12 protein-coding genes are annotated in these 13,561 nt (G+C 59.3%); 9 read left to right on the top strand and 3 right to left on the bottom strand.

The features are described from left to right. Nucleotides 1-43 precede the first annotated feature (43 nt). The 7 genes from sdhC to VWY34_RS12860 all read left to right on the top strand — a co-directional run bounded on the left by sdhC (nt 44) and on the right by VWY34_RS12860 (nt 7,269). Nucleotides 44-427, top strand: coding sequence for a succinate dehydrogenase, cytochrome b556 subunit (gene sdhC / locus VWY34_RS12890; RefSeq protein WP_416536455.1), 384 nt, complete (start codon nt 44-46; stop codon nt 425-427). A gap of 18 nt (nt 428-445) precedes the next feature. Next, nucleotides 446-817, top strand: a complete 372-nt coding sequence (gene sdhD, locus VWY34_RS12885; RefSeq protein WP_340544311.1) for a succinate dehydrogenase, hydrophobic membrane anchor protein — start codon at nt 446-448, stop codon at nt 815-817. A 15-nt stretch (nt 818-832) separates the two neighbouring features. Then, the gene (gene sdhA, locus VWY34_RS12880) at nt 833-2,638 is read left to right on the top strand and encodes a succinate dehydrogenase flavoprotein subunit (protein WP_340544312.1); all 1,806 of its coding nucleotides are present in this window, start codon (nt 833-835) and stop codon (nt 2,636-2,638) included. 90 nt (nt 2,639-2,728) lie between these two features. After that, the gene (locus tag VWY34_RS12875) at nt 2,729-3,640 is read left to right on the top strand and encodes a hypothetical protein (RefSeq protein WP_416545557.1); all 912 of its coding nucleotides are present in this window, start codon (nt 2,729-2,731) and stop codon (nt 3,638-3,640) included. A 150-nt stretch (nt 3,641-3,790) separates the two neighbouring features. Next, complete coding sequence (locus VWY34_RS12870; protein WP_340544315.1) at nt 3,791-4,570, top strand: succinate dehydrogenase iron-sulfur subunit; 780 nt, start codon at nt 3,791-3,793, stop codon at nt 4,568-4,570. A gap of 539 nt (nt 4,571-5,109) precedes the next feature. Next, the gene (locus VWY34_RS12865; RefSeq protein ID WP_416545555.1) at nt 5,110-6,291 is read left to right on the top strand and encodes a type III PLP-dependent enzyme; all 1,182 of its coding nucleotides are present in this window, start codon (nt 5,110-5,112) and stop codon (nt 6,289-6,291) included. A 102-nt stretch (nt 6,292-6,393) separates the two neighbouring features. Continuing rightward, nucleotides 6,394-7,269, top strand: coding sequence for an urea carboxylase-associated family protein (locus VWY34_RS12860; RefSeq protein ID WP_416545553.1), 876 nt, complete (start codon nt 6,394-6,396; stop codon nt 7,267-7,269). 75 nt (nt 7,270-7,344) lie between these two features. Here VWY34_RS12860 and deoD read toward each other — a convergent pair whose 3' ends face one another. The 3 genes from deoD to VWY34_RS12845 form a co-directional block, all read right to left on the bottom strand. Continuing rightward, nucleotides 7,345-8,049 (bottom strand): purine-nucleoside phosphorylase, encoded by a 705-nt coding sequence (deoD, locus tag VWY34_RS12855; protein ID WP_340544319.1) that lies wholly within the window; start codon nt 8,047-8,049, stop codon nt 7,345-7,347. A gap of 23 nt (nt 8,050-8,072) precedes the next feature. Then, nucleotides 8,073-8,390, bottom strand: coding sequence for an H-NS histone family protein (locus VWY34_RS12850; RefSeq protein ID WP_340544320.1), 318 nt, complete (start codon nt 8,388-8,390; stop codon nt 8,073-8,075). Between the two features lie 119 nt (nt 8,391-8,509). Continuing rightward, complete coding sequence (locus VWY34_RS12845) at nt 8,510-10,477, bottom strand: protein meaA (RefSeq protein ID WP_416545551.1); 1,968 nt, start codon at nt 10,475-10,477, stop codon at nt 8,510-8,512. Nucleotides 10,478-10,657: 180 nt separating this feature from the next. On the opposite strand from VWY34_RS12845, the gene VWY34_RS12840 reads away from it, so the two are divergent. Together VWY34_RS12840 and ccrA are read left to right on the top strand one after the other, a co-directional pair. Further along, nucleotides 10,658-12,112 (top strand): 1-acyl-sn-glycerol-3-phosphate acyltransferase, encoded by a 1,455-nt coding sequence (locus VWY34_RS12840; RefSeq protein ID WP_416545549.1) that lies wholly within the window; start codon nt 10,658-10,660, stop codon nt 12,110-12,112. A gap of 110 nt (nt 12,113-12,222) precedes the next feature. Continuing rightward, nucleotides 12,223-13,503 (top strand): crotonyl-CoA carboxylase/reductase, encoded by a 1,281-nt coding sequence (ccrA, locus tag VWY34_RS12835; RefSeq protein ID WP_340544323.1) that lies wholly within the window; start codon nt 12,223-12,225, stop codon nt 13,501-13,503. Nucleotides 13,504-13,561 lie beyond the last annotated feature (58 nt).

The following is a 13,561-nucleotide window of genomic DNA, read 5'->3' as shown; positions in this document are numbered from 1 at the left end:
AAAAACCGCTAAAACGTCGTCAGCTAACCGGAAAGGAGCCAACATGGCCGATGTAAATCGGGGCAACCGCCCGCTTTCGCCACATTTGCAGGTCTACCGCCCGCAGATCACTTCGATCACCTCGATCCTGACGCGGATTACGGGCAATGCCTTGCTTGTGAGCGCGCTATTGATCGCCTGGTGGTTTCTGGCGGCGGCAACTTCTGAAGATTATTTCCGCACCGCAAATGCGGTGATGACCAGCTGGCTCGGCGACATCGTGATGAGCCTGTCGGTGCTGGGCCTCTGGTACCACACGCTGGCCGGTGTGCGTCACCTGATTTGGGACAACGGCAAGATGTTGGATCTGGAACCCGCGCAGAAACTGGGCTGGGCCGTCATTATCGGATCGGTTGTTCTGACCGTCCTCACCCTTGTTATCGTCTGAGCTGAAGGAGTCGTCGCAATGCGCTATTTGACAGATCGCAAGCGTGCCGTTGGCATGGGTGCAGCAAAATCCGGTACAGCACATCACTGGTCGATGCAGGTCAGCTCCATCGGATTGCTGATCCTGGTTCCGCTGTTTGTCTTCACCTTTGGCTCCGCGCTGGGGGGATCCTACGAAGAGATCACAGCCTATTACGCGCGCCCGTTCCCGGCGCTGGTTGCTCTGCTGACCATCTGGGTGGGCATGATGCACTTCAAATCCGGCGCGCAGATTATGATCGAAGACTATGTTCACGGTTTTGCAGGTCGTCTGACGATTATTCTGATCACCTGCCTGTCCTATGCCGTGGCCGCTGTCAGCGCCTATGCGCTGATCCGCCTGGCCCTGTAAATTCCGAGGTTCTCAATGGCTGCTTACGAATACGAAACACATGATTATGACGTGGTCGTGGTTGGCGCCGGTGGTGCTGGCCTCCGTGCGACCCTCGGCATGGCAGAACAGGGCCTGCGCACAGCCTGTGTGACCAAGGTGTTCCCGACCCGCTCCCACACCGTCGCGGCGCAGGGCGGCATCGCGGCGTCGCTGTCAAATATGGGGCCTGATCACTGGCAGTGGCACATGTATGACACAGTCAAGGGGTCTGACTGGCTGGGTGACACCGACGCGATGGAATATCTGGCCCGTGAAGCGCCCAAGGCGGTTTATGAGCTGGAGCATTACGGCGTGCCGTTCTCGCGTACCGAGGAAGGCAAGATCTATCAGCGTCCCTTTGGCGGTCACACCACAGAGTTCGGCGAGGGTCCCGCCGTGCAGCGGACCTGCGCCGCTGCGGACCGGACCGGCCACGCCATTCTGCACACACTCTATGGTCAGTCGCTGAAGAACAATGCTGAGTTCTATGTCGAGTATTTCGCCATCGACCTGATCATGTCCGAGGACGGGCAGTGTCAGGGCGTTGTCTGCTGGAAGCTGGACGACGGCACCATGCATGTTTTCAACGCCAAGATGGTTGTTCTGGCGACCGGCGGTTACGGACGGGCGTACTTCTCTGCCACCTCCGCGCATACCTGCACCGGCGACGGCGGCGGCATGGTGGCGCGCGCAGGCCTGGCGCTGCAGGACATGGAGTTCGTGCAGTTCCACCCGACCGGCATCTACGGCTCCGGCTGTCTGATCACCGAGGGCGCGCGTGGCGAGGGTGGCTATCTTACCAACTCCGAAGGCGAGCGGTTCATGGAGCGCTATGCGCCCCAGTATAAGGACCTCGCACCGCGTGACTATGTTTCGCGTTCGATGACCATGGAAATCCGCGAAGGTCGCGGTGTTGGCGAGCATGGTGACCACATTCACCTGAACCTCAGCCACCTGCCGGCCGAGGCGCTCGCTGAGCGGCTGCCGGGCATTTCCGAAAGCGCCAAGATCTTTGCCGGTGTTGACGTGACCAAGGAACCGATCCCGGTTCTGCCCACGGTGCACTACAACATGGGCGGCATCCCGACCAACTATTGGGGCGAGGTGCTGAACCCGACCGCAGATAACCCGACCGCCGTTGTGCCGGGCCTCATGGCTGTGGGCGAGGCGGGCTGCGCCTCGGTGCATGGTGCCAACCGTTTGGGGTCGAACTCGCTGATCGACCTCGTGGTCTTTGGCCGCGCCGCAGCGATCCGTGCGGGCAAGGTTGTCGATGCGGATGCCCCGAACCCGGTGCTGAACCAGGCACAGGTCGACAAGGCCTTTGATCGGTTTGATGGTCTGCGCCACGCGAAGGGCGGTATACCGACCGCTGATCTGCGTCTTGAGATGCAGCGCACCATGCAAAGCGACGCTGCCGTGTTCCGCACCTCGGAGACCATGTCCGAAGGCGTAACCAAGATGACAGCGATCGCTGCCAAGCTTGATGATCTGGCTGTGACCGACCGGTCTCTGGTGTGGAACTCGGACCTGATGGAAACGCTGGAGCTGACCAACCTGATGCCAAACGCGCTGGCCACTATCGTTGGCGCCGAGGCGCGCAAGGAAAGCCGTGGCGCCCACGCGCATGAGGATTTCACCAACCGAGACGACGAAAACTGGCGGGTTCATACCGTCAGCCGCGTCGATGGCAACAAGGTGGATCTGTCCTATCGCCCGGTGATCGTCGAGCCGCTCACCACTGAGGCCGAAGGTGGCATCAGCGAGGCGAAGATCGCGCCCAAAGCACGGACCTTCTAAGAGCGTGATGCAGGCAGCCCCAGCATATCAGATTGCAACATTTCCCCGCATACGCGGGGGAGTGGCGACATCTGTGCAGGTGGTCGCGTGATGGCGACAGGCCGGACATCGTCGGTGACGCCGGTTGCAGGCGTTGTTGGCAATGCGGGCTGTTGGCCAGAACTCGGCTGGCGGCCCGATGCTGCGCTGCGGATGTTCGGGATGCGTCGTTCCGGCAATCATGCGGTTGCCAATTGGTTGCAGCGCAATGCGCCGCACGGACAGGCGTTGTTCTTCAACAATTGCAAATCGGGCCGGGGGCCGCTGGCGCATCATCAGGGGGTGGAGCGCAACGCTGTGCAGCTGGCGCGCCATGATACGCGCGATCTGGCAGGGTTGGGGGCAACGCTGGGGGCCGGTGGCCTTTTGCTCATCTCATATGAGGATACGGTGCCGTCGGACTTCGCTTTGGAACGGCCAGTTTCCGGTGATCTGGATGAGACTCTTCTGAGCGGTGATATCCTGTTGCTGCGTGGGTTTCTGAACTGGTCGGCCTCGCTTTTGAAGAAGCTACAACGGAACCCGGATTTCACGGTAGCGCATCGTAGCGCTTCGGTGCTGCGGGCGATCGACAGCTACCGCAAGATGCTGGAGTTGGTCGCGCAGGCGGATGATCTCGCTCTGACCGTGATTGACTATGATGTCTGGATACATGACGCGGAATACCGCTCCGCTCTGCTGGATCGACTGGGGCTGCCCTGCGTTGACAATACCCTTGGCAAGGTTCAGCGCTATGGCGGTGGTTCGTCCTTTGATACGCCAGAGGCTGGCGCCGATTTTGATTTGCGGACGGATCAGCGCTGGCAGCGCATGTCCGGTGACGCTGAGTATCAGGCGATCCTGCATATCGCAGCGCGTGACACGGCACTGCTTGCCGCGCTGAGCCGACACTACCCTGACGATGCCAAAAGGCTTGCGTCGCTTGCAGATCAGACGCCGATAGCGGCGGGAGGGCTGCGCTGATGCTGCCCTGCGCCTACCAGATTGCGACCGACCGGGTCGCTACACCGACAGATCTTCGTTCCGGCCCTGCCGGAGCGCGGACACCGATCTCCTGCCAGCGCAGCGCTTTGTGCCTGTGGCTGGCGGGCAGCTAAGCAAGGAGAACGATCTATGGTCGAATTCGCACTTCCGAAAAATTCCAAGATCACCACGGGTAAAACCTGGCCCAAGCCCGAAGGCGCAACCAATGTGCGCAAATTCAGCATCTACCGCTGGAATCCGGATGACGGCAAGAACCCGCAGGTGGATACCTATTTTGTCGATATGGACAAATGCGGTCCGATGGTTCTGGACGCGCTCATCAAGATCAAGAATGAGATCGATCCGACCCTGACATTCCGCCGGTCCTGCCGCGAAGGGATCTGCGGCTCCTGTGCGATGAACATCGATGGGATCAACACCCTGGCCTGTATCTACGGCCTCGATGAGATCAAGGGCGACGTAAAGATCTACCCGCTGCCGCATATGCCGGTGGTGAAGGATCTAATCCCAGATCTGACCCATTTCTACGCCCAGCATGCCTCGATCATGCCATGGCTGGAAACCAAGACCAACCGCCCCGCGAAAGAGTGGAAGCAGTCCATCGAGGATCGCAAGAAGCTGGACGGGCTGTATGAATGCGTCATGTGCGCCAGCTGCTCGACATCCTGCCCGAGCTACTGGTGGAACGGGGATCGTTACCTTGGGCCGGCCGCGCTGCTGCACGCCTACCGCTGGATCATCGACAGCCGCGATGAGGCAACACCTGAGCGTCTGGATGAGCTGGAGGATCCGTTTAAGCTCTATCGCTGCCACACCATCATGAACTGTGCGAAGACCTGCCCGAAGGGATTGAACCCGGCCAAGGCAATTTCGCATATCAAGCAGATGATGGTTGAACGCGCGGTTTAAGCCCTGCCAAGCTTTGATTAGGGAGAACGCCGCTCACCTGCTGTGGGCGGCGTTCTGCGTTGTCGAGCAGCCACTGCGCCCCGAAGTTGCGGCTGACAGTGGGGATCGGTAAACAGGCGATATGCCAGTGTTGATCCTCTTTCTGTTGCTCGGTGTCCTTGGATATTTCCTTTGGCGCCACAATACATCCACCCTCAGCCGGGATTGTCGCTGGCGTCAGGAAAAGTCGGCGAGCCAGTGGCGCTGTGCATCCTGTGGTGCCGTCCAACCAGGAGACGGTGCGCCGCGTGCATGCCTCAGACCCCGAAACACCGGGTAAGTGTTGCAATAGGTGCATGGCTGAAATCTGATCAAATTCCCCATGAAAATAAGGGCTTCAGTGGCCCAGAAAACTCTTGATCGACTCGTGTGTTTGGTAGATATGGCGGACAGACGCCAACGCACGCGCCTCTGTCCCAAGGGTTATCCCCCATGGTTACGTAGCGACGGTAACGTCTCTGATTGAAGTGAGCGGTCATAGATGGCCGGGTCTTTTGGAGATGACCATGAACGCAAACGTAACCGGGCAACTTGCCCGTCAAGATGCTATTGTCCCCGTTTCTCGCCACCTGTCCTATATCGCACAGACCGCGTTTGACCGCCCGACACTGGTGATTGACAGCCAAGCTGTTGCCCGGCAATACGCCGCCCTGGCCCAAGGCCTTGGGCGTGCCCGAATCCACTATGCGGTAAAAGCCAATCCAGAAGCGCAGATTCTGCGTCGGCTCACCACTATGGGGGCAAATTTCGATGCGGCCAGCCGCGCCGAGATTGAAATGTGTCTGGCTGCAGGCGCAAGGCCTGGCCAGATTTCCTTCGGCAACACCATCAAACGGCCGAGCGATATCGCCTTTGCTCATGAGATCGGGATCACCCATTTCGCGGTTGATGCCTTGGCCGAGCTGGACAAGCTGGCCGCCCATGCGCCTGGTGCCCATGTCTGCATCCGCCTGCTGGTCGAAGCCACCGGGGCGGATTGGCCGCTCAGCCGCAAGTTCGGCTGCTCCAGTGCGATGGCGCTTAGCCTGATGGACCGCGCCCGCGAGCTTGGGTTGATTGTCTCCGGCGTATCCTTCCACGTTGGCTCGCAAACCCGCGAGCCGCAGATGTGGGCTGGTACGCTTGATCAGGTTGCCCAGGTTTGGCAGGCCGCAAAATCCGCCGGTCATGAGCTGACCCTGCTGAACATCGGTGGCGGTTTCCCGGCGAGCTACGGCACCGAGGTGATGGCCCCTAATCGCTATGCGCAGGAGGTCATGGCGCTCGTGGAGGCACGTTTCCCCGACGCAATCGAGATCATGGCGGAACCCGGTCGTGGCCTGGTGGCTGAGGCTGGCGCGATCGCGGCCGAAGTGTTGCTGGTCTCGCGCAAGGATGCGCACGATCTGCACCGCTGGGTCTATCTGGATATCGGCAAATTTTCAGGCCTGGCGGAAACCATGGACGAGGCTATCCGCTACCGGATCACAACCGATCATGGGGATGAGCAGACCGGCCCCTGCATTCTGGCGGGCCCGTCCTGTGACAGTGCTGATGTGCTCTATGAAAAGCAGCTTTACCAGCTGCCGCTTGATCTGAAAGCAGGGGATCGCGTTGTGATCCATTCCTGTGGAGCCTATACGACGACCTACGCCTCTGTTGGCTTCAACGGCTTTCCACCGCTCGATGTGGTGGTGATCTGATCTCGGATCTTTGATCAGCAGGGCCTGAGCACCCTGCAATGTCGGCTTGTTTCCGGCGGCTGCATTGGATTTCATGGCGCAAACAACAGAGAGGTTTGCGCCATGTCCGCTACTGATTTTCCCGGCACCGAGGCACAGCCTCCCGAAGATGCAGAGCAAAGGCGTGCCGTGGCGCCAGTGATCTGCTACCCGAACGAGACATTGCCCAAGCCGGATCTGTCGCGATATGGGACTGCTCGTGAGACGGCGCAGAAAACCGCCGAAGTATTGGTCTCGCCGCGGGAGGCGGCCTGTTTCAGCGTCTCTGCTGGAAGCTTCTTTCGTATCACCTCGGTCGAGGGGCCGCAGGTCGGGGACCTAAATCTCTGGAACAGTGCTGATCTGACCGAGCGCTTTTTCTCCGGAAAAACGCGTGCGCTGCATGGAACTCATGTAACCACGGGGGAGAGGCTGTGGAGCAGCCTGCCGCATCTGCGTCCGATGGCGACCATTGTTGCGGATAGCCTGGGCTGGTACGGGATCGACGGCTATGGCGGCTCGGTTCATGACGTGATCGGCACCCGCTGCGACCCCTACACCGGTAATCTGCTGTCTGGCGGTCACTATCATCATTGCTGCCATTCCAACCTGACCCGGGCGCTGGCAGATCATCTGGATATGCCACTGGACGCAGCCGAGCCGCATATTCACGATGTCCTGAACGTATTCATGTGTACCGGATTTACTCGTGACACCGGGCAGTACTTCATGAAAGCGAGCCCAGTGCGCCCAGGCGACTATCTTGAGTTTTTTGCGGAAATTGACCTCTTGGGCGCATTGAGCGCCTGTCCGGGAGGCGATTGTGGTGACGAACACACCAGTGACACCGCGTCCTGTCATCCGTTGTTGATTGAGGTCTTCACCCCCGAAAGCGGTGCATTGGGAGATTGGCGGCCACCTGCGCGCAACGGGTATGACCGTAGTCACGGGCGCGGTTGAGCCTGTCTGCTGGCAGAACGAAAAAGGCAGCGCGATCGACGCTGCCTTTTCTATGGGTCTTTGCGATTTCTCAGTTCAGGCAAAGGCCGCTTCGAGAGCGATTTCCACCATGTCGCCGAAACTCCGCTCACGCTGATCGGACGGCAGCGCCTCGCCTGTCCCGAGGTGATCGGATACCGTCAGCACCGCCAGCGCGCGGCGTCCGTAGCGGGCCGCCAAGGTATAAAGCTCGGCTGCCTCCATCTCGACGCCCAGAATGCCATGACGCACCATCTGCTCGTTCAGGTCCGGTCGCTCGTCATAGAAAACATCGGATGAGTAGATGCCACCGATATGCGGCGTGAGCTTATGCGCCTCTGCGGCCTTCGCGGCAGCCTGAAGCAGGGACCAGTCGGCACAGGGGGCAAAATTGACCTCTTTGAAAATCCCACGCGAAGGGGAGCTGACAGTGGTTGCCGTCATGGCGAGGATCACGTCACGGATTTTCACCTTGTCCTGCATTCCGCCACAGGACCCAATGCGGATCAAGGTTTTGGCGTCGTAGTCACGGATCAGCTCATTCACATAAATAGACAGGGAAGGCATGCCCATTCCGCTGCCTTGAATGGTGACCGGATGCCCATTCCAGGTGCCGGTGAAGCCCAGCATTCCGCGCACTTCATTCACGAGGCGGGCATCTTTCAAAAATGTTTCGGCGGCCCATTTCGCGCGATAGGGATCGCCGGGCAGCAATACCGTTTCGGCAATCTCGCCCTTGGCGGCTCCGATATGAACAGTCATACTTTGTCCTCAACTTCTGGAAATCAGATTTCCAGATCGGAAATATCAACGCCCGATGTCAGCGCTGCATGGACCCAATGAGGTTTGCGACCGCGACCGGTCCAGGTTTCTTCCGGGTTCTGCGGGTTGCGGTATTTCGGAGCTGCCTTGGTTTTCTTGGCAGTGCCCCGGTTGTTGCCTGCAATCTCGTCAAGCGAGAAACCATATTTTGCGGCAGCTTCTTCGGCGGCTTTCAATGCTTCGATGCGCTCGCGCTGCTCGGCTTCTTTCAGTGCCTTTTCGACATTCGCCTGCAATTCCAAAAGCTCTTTTCGTGACATCGTTGTGAGGTCAACGGCCATTTTCTTCTCCATAAATGAATGCGCATCGTGATGCTACGAGGCGCATTCATTTATGACCCTATTCCCAAGGTGATTTCACCAAGAAAATTGTGTCGATTAAATTGATTTGCGAAAATCCGCTAATGTGAAGTCGTTTGCGGTTGTTTTGCAAGTTCAACAATATCACCCATGATTGCGTTGAGTTCGAAATCCTTGGGGGTATAAACACGGGCCACACCCATCTTTTTAAGGCGGGCAGCGTCGTCGTCGGGAATGATTCCACCAACGACAACCGGAATATGCGACAGGCCCGCGTCATTCATCCGACCCATCAGCTCCTCAATCAGGGGCAGATGGCTGCCGGAGAGGATGGACATGCCGACCACATGTGCATCGTCCGCCAGTGCCGATGCTACCAGTTCTTCGGGTGTCATGCGGATCCCATCGTAGGTGATATCCATACCGCAGTCGCGTGCGCGAAAGGCGATTTGTTCGGCGCCGTTGGAGTGGCCGTCTAGGCCGGGCTTGCCGACGAGGAATTTCAGGCGGCGTCCCAGTTGGTCGCTTACGGCATTGACCTTTTCGCGCAGCTCATCCAGCCCCTCTGTCTTGTTGGAGGCGGACCCGGACACGCCGGTCGGGCCGCGATATGTGCCGTAGACCTTGCGCATTTCCTCGGCCCATTCGCCGGTGGTGACGCCGACCTTGGCCGCGGCAATCGACGGCTCCATGACATTGGCGCCGCTTTGCGCTGCTGCGCGCAGCGCGGCCAGGGCCGATTGCACAGCGTCATTGTCACGCTCGCCGCGCCAGTGGTTCAGGCGGCTGATCTGCTCCTGCTCCACCGCGGGGTCGACCACCATGATGCCGCCGTCCTCGGTCTGCAGCGGCGATGGCTCGCCCTCGGTCCATTTGTTGACGCCCACCACGATCGTCTCGTTCTTCTCGATCCGGTTCAGCCGGTCGGCATTGGACTCGACCAGCCGGCCCTTCATGTACTCGATCGAGGCGACAGCGCCGCCCATGGATTCGAGGTTGGCCAGCTCGGCGCGAGCGCCTGCCTTCAGTTCCTCGACCTTGGCATCGACCGTCGGGTTGCCGTCGAACAGGTCGCCGTATTCCAGCAGGTCGGTCTCATAGGCCAGGATCTGCTGCATCCGCATCGACCATTGCTGGTCCCAGGGGCGGGGCAGGCCAAGCGCTTCGTTCCAGGCGGGCAGCTGCACCGCGCGGGCGCGGGCTTTCTTGGAGAGCGTCACTGCCAGCATCTCGATCAGGATGCGGTAGACGTTGTTTTCCGGCTGCTGTTCGGTCAGGCCGAGCGAGTTCACCTGCACGCCATAGCGGAAGCGGCGGAACTTGGGGTCCTCGACGCCATAGCGGTCGCGGCAGATCTCGTCCCACAGATCGACAAAGGCGCGCATCTTGCACATCTCGGTCACGAACCGGATGCCCGCGTTCACAAAGAAGGAGATGCGTCCGACCATGGCCGGGAAATCCTCCGGCGCGATGCGCGGTTTCAGCTCGTCCAGCACCGCCTGCGCGGTCGCCAGGGCAAAGGCCAGCTCCTGCTCCGGTGTCGCGCCGGCCTCCTGCAAGTGATAAGAACACACGTTCATGGGGTTCCACTTGGGCACGTTGGTGTAGCAGTACTCCGCCACATCCGCGATCATCTTGAGGCTGGGCTTAGGCGGGCAGACATAGGTGCCGCGGCTGAGGTATTCCTTGATCAGGTCGTTCTGAACCGTGCCCTGCAGCTTGGACACATCCGCGCCCTGTTCCTCTGCCACCGCGATATACAGCGCCAAGAGCCACGGCGCTGTTGCGTTGATGGTCATCGAGGTGTTCATCTGCTCCAGCGGGATCTCATTGAACAGGGTCCGCATGTCGCCCAGATGGCAAACCGGCACGCCGACTTTGCCCACTTCGCCGCGGGCCAGCACGTGGTCGCTGTCATAGCCAGTCTGGGTCGGCAGGTCGAAGGCGACCGAGAGGCCGGTCTGCCCCTTGGCCAGGTTGGCGCGGTACAGCGCGTTGGATGCCGATGCCGTGGAATGGCCGGCATAGGTGCGGATCAGCCAGGGGCGGTCTTTTTGCATCTGCGGCATGTCGGGCCTCGCGAGTCAGTGTTGCGGTAATTTTATTTCGTCAAGCTGATGTAGACTGCAATTTTAAACCCATGTCAATTCGCTGCGTTGCGGCATTTCATGCCAACTGCTAAATATAGGTGCCTCTGCCGATCCGGCAAAGTGCTTGTAATGACAGCAAGCATAGGGAAGGGTCTCAGGATGACGCAGACCGTGGAACTCCCGCTTTGGCTTTTTGTGCTTATCGTGCTGTTTGCCGCGATCACCTTTGCCTCGCATTTCCTGTTTCCGTCGGTGCGGTGGTTCTTCCGTCGTCGTTTGGAGCGGGCTGTGGCGCGGTTGAACCGCCGCCTGGAACGACCAATTCAACCGTTCAAACTGGCACGCCGTTACGACATGATACAGCGGCTGATCTATGACCCGCAGGTGGCCCAGGCGATTGCAGACCATGCACGTGCGCAGGGCATTCCCGAAAACGTCGCCTTCGAGGAGGCCCGGCGTTATGCCCGCGAGATCGTCCCGTCGTTTTCCGCAGTTGCCTATTTCAGCATCGCGATCCGTCTCGCGCGGTTTTTGTCCAATGCGATCTATCGTGTTCGCCTCGGTCATCTGGATGAAGCTGCAGTGAAGGCAATAGACCCTGAGGCGACGGTGGTTTTTGTCATGAATCATCGCTCGAACATGGATTATGTCCTGATCACCTATCTGGTGGCGGACCGGTCGGCCTTGTCCTATGCGGTGGGTGAATGGGCGCGGGTATGGCCGTTGTCGCGATTGATCCGGGCCATGGGTGCCTATTTTATCCGCCGTAAGTCACGCAATGACCTCTATCGTCGCGTTCTGGCGACCTATGTGAGGCTGGCGACGCAGGGCGGGGTGACCCAGGCGATTTTTCCCGAAGGCGGGTTGAGCCTAGATGGCGCTTTGGCACAGCCGAAGGTGGGGCTGCTGAAATACATCGTCGACGGTCAGTCGGCACAGGGCGAGGGCGGGCGTGATGTGGTGTTTGTGCCTGTTGCGCTGAACTACGACCGCGTGCTGGAAGACAAGATCCTGACATCGGCTGCGAAATCCGGTGATCGACGATTCCGCGCACGCATCCATGTGGTGGCGGTTCGTATGCTGCGTCAGCTGTGGCTATGGGCGACGAGGCGCTACCAGCGATCCGGGTATGCGGCAGTCAGTTTTGGGCGCCCTCTCAGCCTGCGCGACTTTGTTCTTTGCAGCGGAGGAGAGGACACGCCGACGAGTCTTGCGCAGGAGCTGATGGGTCGTATCGGCGAATGTGTTCCGGTATTGCCGGTGGCCTTGGTCGCCGCCACTGTGGAGTACCTCCCAAAGGGTCAACAGCCGCTCAGCCGTGCGGACATTGAAGCTGGGATGGACGCGCTGCTGTCGCGATTGCCCTATGCTTATATCCATACATCGCGCAACGACCGCGGTTCCGCCGCCGAGTTGGGGCTACGTCAACTGACGATGAGAGGCATCCTGCGACAGACAGCGGGCGGCTACGAGGTGGTGGCCGACCAACACGATCTGCTTGTCTACTACGCAAATTCAATCCGTCATCTGATCCCGGAGCCTGACACTGACGGGCCAAAAGAGGCTGGTATTGCTGCAGGTGCAAAAGGTTATTCTGCATCCGCTGGGTCATAAAATTACCCAAATTAAATAAATGATGTTGCATTGTTGCTTGGCGGATCTTATTCCCTAGGTAGCAGCTGCGATTCTGCATTGCGGCAAACAGCGGAAAAAAGGAGGCCAGCATGGCTTTGGACACGCAGAACGGCGCCCTCTCCTACGAGGCCCCTGAAAAAGAGCTTTATGAGATCGGTGAACTGCCGCCGATGGGCTATGTGCCACAGAAGATGTATGCTTGGACCATCCGCAAAGAGCGCCATGGCACCCCCGATACTGCGATGGTGCAGGAAGTGGTCGATGTGCCCGAACTGGACAGCCACGACGTGCTTGTGCTCGTGATGGCGGCGGGTGTGAACTATAACGGTGTGTGGGCGGCTCTCGGCACACCTATCAGCCCCTTTGATGGTCACGGTGCGCCGTTCCATATTGCCGGTTCCGACGCCTCGGGCATCGTTTGGGCCGTGGGCGACAAGGTTAAGCGCTGGAAAGTCGGCGACGAGGTGGTCATTCACTGCAATCAGGATGATGGCGACGACGAGGAATGCAACGGTGGCGATCCGATGTACTCTCCCAGCCAGCGCATCTGGGGGTATGAGACGCCCGACGGCTCCTTTGCGCAGTTCACCAATGTTCAGTCGCAGCAGCTTATGCCCCGCCCCAAGCACCTGACCTGGGAAGAAAGCGCCTGCTATACGCTGACCCTTGCGACCGCCTACCGGATGCTGTTCGGCCACGAGCCGCACGATCTGAAGCCGGGCCAGAACGTGCTGGTCTGGGGCGCTTCGGGCGGCCTCGGCTCCTACGCGATCCAGTTGATCAATACGGCTGGTGCAAATGCCATCGGCGTGATCTCGGACGAAAGCAAACGTGATTTTGTCATGGGGCTGGGCGCCAAGGGTGTGATCAACCGCAAAGACTTTGACTGCTGGGGGCAGTTGCCGACAGTGAACACGCCCGAATATGCCAATTGGTTCAAGGAAGCCCGTAAGTTCGGAAAGGCAATCTGGGACATCACCGGCAAAGGCGTGAATGTCGACATGGTGTTTGAACATCCGGGCGAAAGCACGTTCCCGGTTTCGACCTTTGTCTGTAAAAAAGGCGGCATGGTTGTGATCTGCGCAGGCACCACTGGCTATAACCTGACGTTCGATGTGCGTTACATGTGGATGCACCAGAAGCGTTTGCAGGGCTCGCACTTTGCGCATCTGAAGCAGGCCGCCGCTGCCAACAAGCTGATGGTCGAGCGCCGCCTAGACCCCTGCATGTCGGAGGTGTTCTCCTGGAACGATCTGCCGGAGGCGCATATGAAGATGCTCCGCAACGAGCACAAGCCGGGTAATATGTCTGTTCTGGTTCAGGCGCCCCGGACCGGTCTGCGCACACTGGAGGATGTTCTGGCAGGGTAAACACCCTCGAGAGACACATTATTTCACCCGTCAGTCGCTCCTGTGACTGGCGGGTTAT

This window comes from Phaeobacter sp. JH20_02 (assembly GCF_048056915.1).
GTDB classification, from domain to species: Bacteria; Pseudomonadota; Alphaproteobacteria; order Rhodobacterales; family Rhodobacteraceae; genus Phaeobacter; species Phaeobacter bryozoorum.
Note: the sequence above shows the minus strand (reverse complement) of the source record. Positions and strands in the feature narration are given on the sequence as shown.

What these genes read in the sequence shown, in the direction of transcription:
- sdhC (WP_416536455.1), top strand. Translation starts at nt 44, where the DNA reads ATGGCCGATGTAAATCGGGGCAACCGCCCGCTTTCGCCACATTTGCAG.
- sdhD (WP_340544311.1), top strand. Translation starts at nt 446, where the DNA reads ATGCGCTATTTGACAGATCGCAAGCGTGCCGTTGGCATGGGTGCAGCA.
- sdhA (WP_340544312.1), top strand. Translation starts at nt 833, where the DNA reads ATGGCTGCTTACGAATACGAAACACATGATTATGACGTGGTCGTGGTT.
- VWY34_RS12875 (WP_416545557.1), top strand. Translation starts at nt 2,729, where the DNA reads ATGGCGACAGGCCGGACATCGTCGGTGACGCCGGTTGCAGGCGTTGTT.
- VWY34_RS12870 (WP_340544315.1), top strand. Translation starts at nt 3,791, where the DNA reads ATGGTCGAATTCGCACTTCCGAAAAATTCCAAGATCACCACGGGTAAA.
- VWY34_RS12865 (WP_416545555.1), top strand. Translation starts at nt 5,110, where the DNA reads ATGACCATGAACGCAAACGTAACCGGGCAACTTGCCCGTCAAGATGCT.
- VWY34_RS12860 (WP_416545553.1), top strand. Translation starts at nt 6,394, where the DNA reads ATGTCCGCTACTGATTTTCCCGGCACCGAGGCACAGCCTCCCGAAGAT.
- deoD (WP_340544319.1), bottom strand. Translation starts at nt 8,049, where the DNA reads ATGACTGTTCATATCGGAGCCGCCAAGGGCGAGATTGCCGAAACGGTA.
- VWY34_RS12850 (WP_340544320.1), bottom strand. Translation starts at nt 8,390, where the DNA reads ATGGCCGTTGACCTCACAACGATGTCACGAAAAGAGCTTTTGGAATTG.
- VWY34_RS12845 (WP_416545551.1), bottom strand. Translation starts at nt 10,477, where the DNA reads ATGCCGCAGATGCAAAAAGACCGCCCCTGGCTGATCCGCACCTATGCC.
- VWY34_RS12840 (WP_416545549.1), top strand. Translation starts at nt 10,658, where the DNA reads ATGACGCAGACCGTGGAACTCCCGCTTTGGCTTTTTGTGCTTATCGTG.
- ccrA (WP_340544323.1), top strand. Translation starts at nt 12,223, where the DNA reads ATGGCTTTGGACACGCAGAACGGCGCCCTCTCCTACGAGGCCCCTGAA.